10 protein-coding genes are annotated in these 12,476 nt (G+C 50.2%); 9 read left to right on the forward strand and 1 reads right to left on the reverse strand.

Annotated elements, in window-relative coordinates:
- Window positions 1-321: 321 nt before the first annotated feature.
- The 9 genes from NTX59_05655 (at window position 322) to NTX59_05695 (ending at window position 11,215) form a co-directional block, all read left to right on the forward strand.
- On the forward strand, window positions 322-2,310 hold the full coding sequence (locus tag NTX59_05655; GenBank protein ID MCX5785153.1) for a DUF2075 domain-containing protein: 1,989 nt from the start codon (window positions 322-324) through the stop codon (window positions 2,308-2,310).
- Between the two features lie 100 nt (window positions 2,311-2,410).
- The gene (locus NTX59_05660; GenBank protein ID MCX5785154.1) at window positions 2,411-3,346 is read left to right on the forward strand and encodes a thermonuclease family protein; all 936 of its coding nucleotides are present in this window, start codon (window positions 2,411-2,413) and stop codon (window positions 3,344-3,346) included.
- 49 nt (window positions 3,347-3,395) lie between these two features.
- Window positions 3,396-4,190, forward strand: a complete 795-nt coding sequence (locus tag NTX59_05665) for a nuclease-related domain-containing protein (protein ID MCX5785155.1) — start codon at window positions 3,396-3,398, stop codon at window positions 4,188-4,190.
- Between the two features lie 981 nt (window positions 4,191-5,171).
- Window positions 5,172-6,116: a hypothetical protein gene (locus NTX59_05670; GenBank protein ID MCX5785156.1), complete on the forward strand. Its 945-nt coding sequence runs from the start codon at window positions 5,172-5,174 to the stop codon at window positions 6,114-6,116.
- A gap of 86 nt (window positions 6,117-6,202) precedes the next feature.
- The gene (locus NTX59_05675) at window positions 6,203-6,955 is read left to right on the forward strand and encodes a hypothetical protein (GenBank protein MCX5785157.1); all 753 of its coding nucleotides are present in this window, start codon (window positions 6,203-6,205) and stop codon (window positions 6,953-6,955) included.
- A gap of 43 nt (window positions 6,956-6,998) precedes the next feature.
- The gene (locus NTX59_05680) at window positions 6,999-7,979 is read left to right on the forward strand and encodes a DUF4105 domain-containing protein (GenBank protein ID MCX5785158.1); all 981 of its coding nucleotides are present in this window, start codon (window positions 6,999-7,001) and stop codon (window positions 7,977-7,979) included.
- A gap of 91 nt (window positions 7,980-8,070) precedes the next feature.
- Complete coding sequence (locus NTX59_05685; protein ID MCX5785159.1) at window positions 8,071-8,628, forward strand: hypothetical protein; 558 nt, start codon at window positions 8,071-8,073, stop codon at window positions 8,626-8,628.
- Window positions 8,629-8,653: 25 nt separating this feature from the next.
- Complete coding sequence (locus NTX59_05690) at window positions 8,654-9,547, forward strand: tetratricopeptide repeat protein (GenBank protein ID MCX5785160.1); 894 nt, start codon at window positions 8,654-8,656, stop codon at window positions 9,545-9,547.
- A gap of 72 nt (window positions 9,548-9,619) precedes the next feature.
- Window positions 9,620-11,215, forward strand: a complete 1,596-nt coding sequence (locus NTX59_05695; GenBank protein MCX5785161.1) for an aldehyde dehydrogenase (NADP(+)) — start codon at window positions 9,620-9,622, stop codon at window positions 11,213-11,215.
- Window positions 11,216-11,635: 420 nt separating this feature from the next.
- Here the strand turns inward: NTX59_05695 and NTX59_05700 are convergent, their stop codons facing one another.
- Window positions 11,636-12,439 carry an N-acetylmuramoyl-L-alanine amidase gene (locus NTX59_05700; protein ID MCX5785162.1) on the reverse strand — a complete coding sequence of 268 codons (804 nt, stop codon included), beginning with the start codon at window positions 12,437-12,439 and terminating at the stop codon, window positions 11,636-11,638.
- Window positions 12,440-12,476 lie beyond the last annotated feature (37 nt).

The raw sequence follows: 12,476 nt of genomic DNA on the forward strand, positions 1-12,476 counted from the left end.
CTCCTTCCCTAGTCCCCTATACGCCAGCCCCTATCCTCTGCCGTTACATCCCCTATTCGCTGCCGTTATAAAGATGTAAAATTTCACAAGCGGGGTTTGAGGCTTTACTGATTCAGAATCACATTAAGAATCTTGCTAAAAATCAAGACTTGACCCCAGAACCCCCTCGCTAATAAATTCTCGAGCAGAGTGGCGGAATTTTGTTGACGATATCATTCACAAATCAAATTATGGCTATGATAAAAAGACACTAAACGCCTATTATCTCTGTCCAAAATTTAAGACAGCCTTTTCCTATAAGTCACCTGACAATTCTTTTTAATGAAACGAGAATACTATTCAGATTCAATCCCTGCCTTCTGTGCCACCACAACAGAGAAGGTTGTAGGCTTTTTGACCACAGGCAGTGCCGCTGCCAGGTTTCCTGTTGAACCAACACAGACTGGCGCCTGGGTTCAACAGATAGAGATTCTGCAAAGCTCACTGAAAGGGAAAGAGGGGCAGGTTTATTTTGAGTACTCAATCCCTCGCATGGGCCAGCGCATTGATGTGCTTTTAATTCTGGGGCCGGTTATTTTTGTTCTCGAATTTAAGGTCGGGGCTAAAGAGTTTACTTCCTATGCAATAGATCAGGTTGTGGATTATGCACTGGACCTTAAAAACTTCCATGAAACCAGCCATAAACAGATTATTGCCCCTATTTTAATTGCCACCGAGGCTGTAGCTGGGCTTTTTGCGGTTTCGGCTACCGCAAATGAGCCAACCTTGTTAGACCCCATTAAATGCTCTTCGTCCCAACTCACTGCTGTGCTGGAGGCTATCCTCCAGTTTGCTTCAGGCCCAAAGATTAATCCCGCTGATTGGGAGAACGGTCACTATTGCCCCACGCCAACAATCGTAGAGGCCGCCATGGCGCTTTATCGTGGCCATTCTGTAGAAGAAATATCGCGCAGTGATGCTGGTGCCGAAGATTTACTAAAAACAACCCAGACAATATCCGAAATTATCGAGAATTCTAAGGACAATAGGCGCAAATCTATTTGTTTTGTCACTGGTGTGCCAGGGGCGGGGAAAACCTTAGTGGGTTTAAATGTCGCCACCAGTCATATCGACAAAAACAGTAAAACCTATAGTGTTTTCCTTTCTGGTAATGGTCCCTTGGTTGCTGTTATGCGCGAGGCTTTGGCGCGCGATAAGGTTAGGGTTGAAAAGCAGCGTGGGCGGCGCGTTACTAAAAAGTCGGTTTTATCTGAGGTTAAGGAATTTGTCCAGAATGTGCACCATTTCCGCAATGATTGTGTGGAAGACCCCGGGGCGCCAATAGAGCATGTGGCCTTATTCGATGAGGCACAGCGGGCTTGGAATCTGGCTCAGACTGCCAGGTTTATGAAGCGCATGGGCAAACCATACTTTAATAAATCCGAGCCGGAATTTCTTATCTCGTGCATGGACCGGCACCCGGACTGGGCGGTTATAGTCTGCCTGGTTGGCGGCGGCCAGGAGATCAACACCGGCGAGGCCGGGATCAGTGAGTGGATAGACTCGGTTATACGTGGTTATCCCAAGTGGGATGTTTATGTTTCCTCTAAGCTTACCGACGTGGAGTATGCTTCGGGTGAGGCCTTGGCGAAGCTAAAGCAGAGCCCTTTAAAAGTGGCTTATAAAAACCAGCTGCACCTGCGTGTCTCTATGCGTTCTTTCAGGGCGGAGAATGTTTCGAATTTAGTTAAAGAGATACTGGACAGGGATACACAGCGGGCACGGAAGACCTTAAAAGAGGTTACAGAAAAGGGCTACCCCATATTCATCTCACGTGATCTGCATAAGGCAAAAGAGTGGCTGAGGCAAAAAGCGCAGGGGACTGAAAGGTATGGCCTGGTTGTCTCTTCCCAGGCTGAAAGGCTAAAGCCTTATGCCATTGATGTTAAATCCCCTGTGGACCCCATCCACTGGTTTCTTGACAGCAAAGAGGATACCCGGTCTTCCTATTATCTGGAAGATGTGGCTACGGAGTTCCATATACAAGGCCTTGAGTTAGATTATGCTTGTGTAGCCTGGGATGCCGATTTCCGCTATACCCCCAAAGGTTGGGAAAATTGGTCTTTCTGCGGTGAAAAGTGGCAGCACATAATTAAGCCGGAAAGAAAGCAGTACCAGAAAAATGCCTATCGTGTTCTTTTAACCCGCGCCCGCCAAGGCATGGTTATTATGGTGCCACATGGGAATCCGAAAGACCCGACACGGAAGGCGGAGTATTATGATTCAACTTACAGCTATTTGCAATCAATTGGGTTTGGTGAACTAACGTAAGCGGGAGATAAGAGACATTATTTAAACGCTTAAATGCTAGGTATAGGGGACGTTTTTGAAAGATTGACTATTCAGAGGAAAAAGGCCTTTTTTTTACATTATGTTTCCTGGAGATAGCGCTATAAAAAACTTATTAAAAACATATAAACTGTTTTTGACAATTATTATCGGGGCCTTAATAGGCGGTGAAACGATTTGTTTTTCGGGGGAGGGGAACACAAACGGAACCACTGAGCATAAAGACGCACCAAATGTGGCGGCTACTGCGGACAAATGCAGCAATATTCCCGCGCTTCCGGATGGGTCTATAAAATTAGTCACTAAAGTTATCGATGGCGATACCGTTGTGATAGAGGGTGGCACTCACGTCAGACTTTTAGGTATTGATGCTGATGAAAGGGACCATCCTTGTTATGAGCCGGCAAAAGACAGATTGGAAGAGTTAATTCTAAACAAAGAAATAAAACTGGAAAAGAAAACAGAAGATAAAGATCAATGGTGCCGATATTTGAGATATGTTTTTCTTGATAATCAAAATATTGGTCTGACGTTAGTTAAAGAGGGAATGGCCGTGGCCCGTTTTTCGCCGGAGGATGTTAAATATCGGAAAGAAATCGTCCAAGCGGAAAAAGAGGCAAGAAAAGGTAAAATCGGCTGCAAATGGAACGGCAACGCAACTAAAGAAAAAAAGAAAACTAAATTTTCATGGGAGCAATTAACCACGGAGAAGACCGGGCTGAAGGTTGTTGGCGCTTGTCAAACCTCAAATTATTACGAAAAAGAAATGGTCGTTGAGGGAAAGATTGCAAGTGCGTTTCGCTCAAACACCAACACTATATTTCTTAATTTTGAAAAGTCGTATCCGGACCAGTGTTTTACTGCAGTTATTTTTAGTGCCGACCAATCTCAATTTATTGAAGGCCCGGAAAAATATTATTCACAGAAAACCGTCAGGGTAAAAGGTGAAATTCAAAAATACAACCGAAGACCAGAAATTATTTTAGGAAATCCAGCTCAAATTGAGGTCGGTAAATAGAGCATTGCGGTTGTTGGGTTTTGAATTTCCAGGGTATTTAAGGAGAAAAATGTTTAAAAACACTAAGACCAGATATTTTGCAAAAGCTTTTTTGCATACTGCAGGACAATCGCTTCAAGTTGAATTTAATAAACGAATCCTTTACATGGGAATTCTTTTGGGTATTTCCCTCACAGCCATTATTTGGTTCCTCCTTGAATTGACTGTTTTAAAACAGATAAATTTCTATCTGCTTTTTTTAGCCCTTCTTTCCTTGGCTGGCTTTTTCCCTTTGGAACGACGTGCAAATTTGTATTGGCAGGGCATGACCGGCGAAAAATATGCTCAGGACGAGATTGAGGGTTTAATTAAGAACGGGTATGAGATTATCAATGATGTTCCCGGGGATAAATTTAATGTGGATTTGCTGGTGATTGGCCCAAGCGGGGTTTATGTGATAGAGGTGAAGAACCCGACAAAGACAAAAGATGACAAGGTGGTGTATCAGAATGGGGGAATTTACATAGGGCCTAAGGATCTAGACCCGAAAAGCGATAAATTCCAAAAAGTTAGGCGGTCTCTGAATAAAAGGAATCCGGTAGAGCAGGTCATCAAAACTGCCGGATGGGTCAAACGTCTGCTAGAAGATTCCGGTCGCAAAAAAGTAACAGCTATACAGCCGGTAGTCTTATTTCCCAAATTTTGGGTGGAGAATTATATTGGCGACGTTTGGGTTATGAATTCAAAAACCTTCGCTCTTGAGGCTCCGCGCCACCAAGAAGTCTTACAGCCTCAAGAAATACATGAATTAACCTCAATCATTCGCGCCCATATCCAGGCAAAAATACCGATGGGAAACGATTAAATCACGTAAAAGTAGGGCGGGATTGAATCTTGCAGCTTAAGGGAAAATTGTGAACACGACTTCGGCAGTTTATAAAGAGTCATATGAGTAAGTTCCAGAAAATACTTTTACAAGGGGAATTTAAGCTGCTTTTATTTCTGGCCTATATTGCCTCCTTGTCCTGGGTGTTACTAACTAGACATAATTTACTATCTATTATTTCTGTCCATTTTTTATTCGTGCTTCTTTTCAGTGTTTTTTATTTCGGGAAAGAATTCTTTTGGGTTTTCATCGCGCCAGCAACTGCATTCAATGTAACGCTAGAAGACTGGCGTATAAGAAGATATTTAAAAGATTTTGATCAAAATATTCCAGCAGAGGTGGTTGAGTAAAGAAAGGTAGCGTCTACCTTTTACATTACACATCCGCGATAAGGGTTTTAGGTTTACTGCAAATCAGGAGAACATATCAAACCAATCTATAAAGATGGCCGTTTCAGGGAGGAACCATCAACTCATAAATACGGATGTTTGATAACTATCCTGACTGTAATTTTTGCGGGATTTCTCTTCCTGATAATAATGGTCATATGGTTTAAGGGCGGCAGATAGGGTAAAAGGTACAAGCTTACATTTACGGGTGGGTAAGATAGGAAGTATCAAAATAAGGGCGGGGACATATAGTTTATAAAGAGAGCTGGCGGGTTCCCTGGGCGCTCCTTTTAGGGTTTAAGCACGGGGTCTGGAGCGAATCCCAATACCTGCGTAGGTGCCGTATCAGGGCCTATGGCCTTCAGACGGCCTCCGGGACGGCGAGGATGTTTGAGGCAAAAAACTTTGTTTTTTTGCTGGGTGCGAAGCACAATTCAGGGAACAGGTTCCGGAGCCGGCGGAAGACCCTGCGCTTATCCGCCAAAACCCGGTCTTGGAGCGCACAGAGAATTTGCCGGCTCTCCATAATGACCCGTTCCCCGAAGCGCGGTTTTTACACGGAGGTTATTTTATGTCTGCGACAATATTGCTTTTTTCGGCTTTGATTATTGCGATGCCTGCGGCTGCGGCGCCTCGGCAGGCGGGGGGAGGTGCGCCTCACAAAGCCAAAGCGGAGAGCGCACAGGGCAAACTGCGCCGGGTGACGGATTCCCAGGGCAACCGGTACCAGGTGGACGAAAAAGGGACGGTTTATACCGACGGAACACCTGCGCCTGTGCAGGGTCGGCCGCACGCCTCGGTTGAAAATATTGACTACTACTACAATAAGGTCGGCACTCTGCTGGGGGCGGGACAAAAAAATGACGCGATCTTTATGGCTACGGAGATACTCAACCTGCCGGATGCGAACAAGAATATCCGCATGTTAAAATACGCGACGGGTCTCACGCTTTCAAGGCTCTTAGCGGCTGACGATCTGAACAAATTCGTTCCTTTTGTCCGTCATGAAAGCCAAAAACTTATCATATACAGGAACAGGCAGATGGACCTGGAAGTAAAATATCCGGCCTCGTTCGAGTCCGAGGACAATTTCAGGGGCGACCCGGGGAAGATGACAGGCGCGTTCATAGGGCTGAAAGTCGCCAAACCGGAGGGGAAAGCCCGCGCCGTTACCCTTGCGGTTTCCGCGAACGTTCTCAAATCATCGTACGACGCGTTCATTGAAAACTCGCTTTCGGGGTATAAAGACCATTTCAAAAAAGCCCTGCAGCCCGTGGAGCCCCCGCTCAGAAAAGGAGCGAAGCAATATCACGGGACATACTTTGAGGACGGGACGGCTTATCAGTATGATATTATTTTCCTGAAGCATCCCGCGGCGGAGATGGGATATATAGTAATTTTCGTCTGCCCGGATAAAAAATACGCGGAACTAAAAAAACACTACGAATTTGTAGTCAAAAACATTAAGATAGGAAATATTCCGCAGCTAAAATACGAGAACGATCTCCCGGGCTAGCAATAGGGGCGAAAGGGCAGCAGTTTTTTCTACAGGACAACTACGGGGAGCAGAGAAGAAAATAAATCGACCAGGGAGAATATAAAATGACCGCAGCAATTCTGATTGTTTTGTTATTAGCGCCGGCGGCTTACGCGCAGACTGACACAAATAACGCGGAAATTGATGCTCAGATACAGAAAACAGCCGGCGACATTAATACCATGCTCGGCGCCATGATGACGGAATCTGATAATGAAGGCAAGGCTGGACTTAATAAAAAACTGGACGCCCTGAAATCAGTGCGCGGCGAGTTGGGGGAGGAACTGCTTTTGCGTTTGCAGCTGTATGAAGAACTCCAGAAAATACAGCCGGGGATACAATATCTCGGCCAAATAACCTCTTCGAACGATCCGGCTGCCGCCGCGGCCGGCCTTGACACTCTTAAAAAAATAGAAAAAACCCTGAGCGCCGCTCTCGACCAGACGCAACTCAAGGCCATAAAGGAAAAAACGGAAGCGGACCTAATAAAAGGAGCTTTAAGCGCCCTGCGTTCCGCTACAATGGTCTATTACGGAGACAAAGAAGGCCTTTTCCCCTACGACCTCTCCGTGCTTACGGAGAATTCAAAATATCTCACTTCAATACCTTCCATAATGCCGCCCGGGCACAATAAACCGTCGAACGCCGTTAAACTGGTTTCCGAAGTAACGACCATGGATGAGCTTATAACAAAAGTGGATGACGCCGGCGGCTGGATATACGTGAGCGATAAATCCTCGCCCCTGTGGGGTACGGTAATAATAAACTGCAACCACAAGGATGTCAACGCTTCTAAAACGTATATGTACAGCTATTAAAGTAAACCAGGCAAACAAAAGGCAGCAGGAGCCTTTTTATATCATGAAGATCAAGCAGGCCTTTTTCTGGCTCGGTTTCCTGGCTATGTCGTGCTGGGCAATAACGGCGCTCGTTTACTCCAATCTTTCCGCCGGTCCGCGTCTTGCCGCCGCGGGGGCCTTCGGGATATTGGCGCTTTGCAGTGTCATTCTTCCCCGGAAAAATAGCCGGAAAACGATTTTCTTTTTGCCGGTGTTCGCGCTGGTACTGGCATGGTGGCTGCTCCTGCCCCCAAGCAACAACCGGGAATGGGCGCCCGATGTGGCAACGCTTCCCTCCGCCGACATCAGCGGCAGCACCATTACTATTCACAATATCCGCGACTGTGATTACCGGACCGAGAAAGATTATGTTGTCCAGCACTATGACAGGACCTTCACGCTTGGATCAGTGCGCAGTATGGACCTTTTTATGGTTGACTGGGGTTTGCCTCATGTCGCGCATACTATGCTCAGCTTCGGACTTGGCGGCGACAAATACGTCTGTTTTTCCATCGAGGCCCGGAAGAAGAAAGGCGAAGAATATTCTTCTGTCAGGGGTTTTTTTAAACAGTATGAGTTGACCTATATTGTCGCCGACGAGCGCGATGTGGTGCGGCTTCGCACCAATTACCGCAAAGGGGAGGATGTTTACCTGTATCACATTACGGCGGACCCGGAAATGATCCAGATGATTTTCATGGACTATCTGCGCAGCGTTAACGAATTGAAGGACAAGCCTGAATGGTATAATGCCCTGACCGCGAACTGTACCACCGATATCTGGAAACATGTTGTCCCCTACTATCCAAAGGCAAAGTTCGACTGGCGCATTCTTGCCAGCGGCCATCTGGATGAAATGGTGTACAAGCTGGGAGTGATGGACCAGACCCTGCCTTTACAGGAGCTCAAGCGGCGCAGTTTCATCAACGAACGCAGCAGGGCTGCCGGCCGGGACCGGGCATTTTCCAGAATTATCCGGCAAGGTCTGCCCGGCTTTGATTAAAAGCAAAAGGCAGCGGGAGCTTTATCACTTTACCTGAAGATTGTTTGCATCTTCACGGATAAAAAAGGCGAAGCAGCTGAGAGGAGACAGCATGAAAATTAAAATATGGTGTTTACTGGCGGCGGTTGCGGTGTTTTGCGCGGGTGTTCCGCCCGCAAGGGGGGCCTCGGAGCCGGCCCGGCAGAACCTGTTTTATTACGGCAATGCCCGCATACTGGATTTATTTTCGGGCCGGACGGGAACACAAAAACTCCTTTTGGAAAAGATCATAGACCCCCAGGGTGGGATGATTACCGAGACAGCCTGTTTTCAGGAACCGGGCAAACAGCCCAGGATCTCACCGGTTTACATGAAGGTGACAGGATCTTCGGTGACGATAACTGACACTCTGGCCGCCGGCGAGTCCTCAAAGCTTACCGGCACCGGCAGTCTGCACGGCAGAGACTGGGACTGGAATTTCCTTGAGTTCTCAATGAGCATAGCCGGGGTGAGGGTGGAAGACGTGAATTTTGTGGTCAAGGACAAACTGATAGCCAGGAAGCGGATATTTCTGCCCAACGGCGCGCCTGTCCAGCTTTGGGAAACGGAAATGACCGCCACAAACCACGAAGACTATCAAAAACGCTACAAGACCATGGGCTGCAAATAATATAAAAGCGAGGAATAATAATGTCATGAACCACATTAAATGTGCGCTTTTGGGAACGCTTCTTTGTTGCGGGGCCACGGTGCTGCGCGCTGAAGATGCGCCGCTTATCAAGCCGGATGCCGGGCTGGACATGAAAAAAGCGAACGACGAGTATAGCGCGCATAATTATGGCTACGCCAGGGACCTCTATCTTAAAATCGCCGAATCAGGGAATTCCGAAGCCCAGGCCATGCTCTGCGTGATATACATGGGCGACAATGATATATTCCCGGGCAGCGGCAGGAACCTTACCATTGAAACGACGACGGTGCAGGAAATAGTCAGGAAAAGGGCGGCTGAAAAATACGCCGAGGCGCTGAAATGGTGCCGCAAATCGGCGGCGCAGGGCGACCCGAAGGGCGAAACGTCGCTTGGCCGGATGTATCACCTGGGGCTGGGAGTGGCCAGGGACGACCATAAGGCCATGGAGCTGTTTATGAAGGCAGCGCAAAAAAACCATTCAACGGCCCAATATAATATGGGGATAGTGTACCGCCGCGGTTATGGCGTTAAAAAGGATTATGCCGAAGCTTTGAAGTGGTTCCACAAGGCCGCTGCGCAGAATTACGCCCCGGCCATGGTGGGAATCGGCATTTTATATGAGGACGGGCTGGGCGTGAAGAAAGATCCTGCCGGAGCGGTAAAGTGGTATCGTATGGCGGCCGACAAAGGGTCCCCGACGGGGGAACACAACATGGCCCGTGTGTACAGGTACGGGATAGGAGTGGCAAAGGACGAGAACGAGGCGGTTAAATGGTACGGGAAAGCCGCCGCGCACGGCAACGCTTACGCTAAAAAATATATGAGGTGGAAAACCGCAAATGATATGACAAAAGAGGTGGAGGACCTTCACAAAGCCGTTGATTTCGGAGAACCATGAAAAAGGGAATATCCCCGTAGATCTTAACCGGGCGGGAACGCCCCGGGAGACGGAACATCGTATATAAAAACAATGGAAAAAAACTTAACCGGCAGACATATTATCGGCGGGGAATATTGCGGGGCGGGGGGAAAGAAATTCCGGGGAGTGAATCCGGCTGACGGCGGGAAACTGGAACCCGCGTTCTGCGAGGCCGGCGCTACTGAAGTTAACCGCGCGCTGGAACTGGCCGACAAAGCTTTTGAAATTTTACAGACCGTGCCTGTTAAAACTATCGCCGCGCTGCTGGAACGGATCGCGGACGGGCTGGAAGCTGAGGGCGGGAGAATTATCGCGCGCGCGCATTTGGAGACGGCTCTGCCGGTGGAACGGCTGCGCTCCGAGCTGGCCCGCACCGCCGGACAGGCGCGGGCTTTCGCGGCGCTGGCTCTTGGCGGCTCATGGGCGCAGGCCCGCATAGACCATGCGCTGCCCGGGCGCAAGCCCCTGCCCAAACCCGATATACGCACGGTTTGCGTGGGGGTCGGGCCGGTTGTGGTTTTCGGGGCGAGCAATTTCCCGCTGGCAATTTCCGTGGCCGGCACCGATACGGTGGCCGCTTTTGCCGCGCGCTGCCCGGTGGTGGCAAAAGGGCATCCGGCTCACCCGGGCACCTGCGAGCTGGTTTCCCGCGTTATCACCGAAGCGGTAGCCTGGGCAAAGCTGCCCCCGGGAATGTTTTCTCTGCTGCAATCCTCCGGTTATGAGGCCGGCCTTGCGCTTGTGAAGCATCCTCTTACCGCGGTTGCAGCCTTCACGGGCTCTCTCCGGGGCGGCAGGGCATTATTTGACGCGGCAGCCGCCAGGCCTGACCCGATACCCGTGTACGCCGAAATGGGCAGCGTAAACCCGGTTTTTATATTGCCGGGCGCGGCAGCCACGCGCGCGGAAGAAATAGCCGACGGCTTTGTCCGTTCGCTGAACACCGGCGTGGGACAGTTCTGCACTAACCCCGGCATGGTACTTGCCGTTGACAGGCCGGCGTTTGATAAGTTCCTGGCGGCGGTATGCAAAAATGCCTCATGCGTTCCGCCCGCGCCTATGCTTCATGACGGCATACAAAAGGCGTACGATCGCGGCACGGAGCGGCTGGCTTCCATTCCGGGAGTTAAACTGGCCGGGACCGCGGCCGGGACGCCGCTCGGCGACGGGCCTGAAATGGCGGCCTGCAAAATATTTACGGCTGACGCCGGGCTGATACAAAAGCGGCCGGAGTTATTCGAGGAGGTTTTTGGCCCCGCCACCGTTATTTACCGCTGTAAAAATACGGCGCAGATGCTGGATATCGCGCGGGGCATGCCGGGCAGCCTTACCGCCACCATCCACGGCACGGAGCGCGAATTGCTTAAATACGGGGAACTTGTACGGGTTCTTCAGCGCAAGGCCGGGCGCATTCTTTTCAACGGTTATCCTACGGGCCTTGAGCCCTGCGCAAGCCTGCATCACGGGGGGCCTTATCCGGCCGCTACCCACAGTTTTTTTACAAGCGTGGGGACGGCGGCTATATACAGGTATGTGCGGCCGGTCTGCTTTCAGGGGTTCCCGGACGCCGCCCTTCCGGAAGAACTGCAGGAAGCCAATCCGCGCCGGGTGCGGCGTTTGGTGGACGGTGAGCTGGACACAATTTAAAAATTGTGTTTGGAACTTATTATAACTTTTGGTAATGAGCCACACGATCGCCAAGTCGGGGCTTGTCCCGCACTTTGGCCTTCTTAGGAAAAAGTGCGCGAGCCTGCTGGTGGGTAGGTAATGTCGGGGGCGCGGTTGATGTGAAATAAGTCGCGATTCACTATTTGGAGCGGGTGGCGGGGGAACTGGGTTAGCAAAACCGTCCGGAGGCCGAGACTTGCGTAAGCGGCGAGGCCGAGGAACGGAAGGGCGGGCACGGTGTGTCCCGACCCTGGTTTTGCGTTCCAGTCCCCCGACAGGACCCGCGAACTCTAAATTTTGGCTGCGAGACACCCAAAATCCAGCATGCTATCGTCGTTAGAACCTTCGATTTTTGATGAGTTGCGGAAATCAGGAGGAAAAAGGAAGGAGATTTTATTTTTACGGGATAGGGTAGAGCAGTATTCCGGCGGCTATGGCCTGCGCCATCTTTTCCTGCCCTTCATCGGACTTTATAAAAGCCGCGTCGTGCCTGTTGGTCAGCACCGCCATCTCTATCGTTATCGTGGGTATCTTGGAAAAGATCGAGAAGGTCAGCGCGCCCTGATTGGACCCCACCTGGGTTTTCGAGTCTCCGCGCACTCCTCCGTCGTCCAGACTCCCGGCAAGCGCGGGCGCCATACCCTTGCGCATCGCCTCGGCCAGAACCAGGCTTCCCTCTATTACCTGTTTGGACGGTCCTTTGAAACCGTTGTCCGGATCGTTCCCGTAATCTTCTACGCCCTGCCGGTCCGGGTAATATATTACAAATCCTGTGCCCGGGCTGCTCTCACAGTGGAGATGCACGGCCAGCGCCGCTCCGCCGTTGTTCGCCATAAGCGCCCGCTCTTTATTCTCCACATACTGCAGTTCGGACGATTTCGTCATCAGCACATCAAAACCCTTTTCTTTCAGTATCCTTTCAAGCTTTACCGCCACGACCCAGTTTATATGGGTTTCGTTCGTCCCGCTTACGGGGGCCAGGCCGCTGTTGAAGGTATTCGGATGGCCGGCGTCCACGCAGATGATCCGGCGGGGCCTTTCAGGCGGCTGTACCGGCGCGATCGGCGGCGCCGCGATGTCCTTGAATCCCGAGAGGGCCGCCGACAGTCCGGCGTCATCCAGCCCGTTCCAGTCTGCGGCGCAGACATAGGACAAAAAACCGCAACAAAGCGCCGCCGCAATTACGATAGCCCGGTGTTTCATATATCCGTGAAACCTCTTGATTACATCTTAACACGCC

This window comes from Elusimicrobiota bacterium, from assembly GCA_026388155.1.
Classification (GTDB): Bacteria; Elusimicrobiota; Elusimicrobia; order Elusimicrobiales; family UBA9959; genus UBA9634.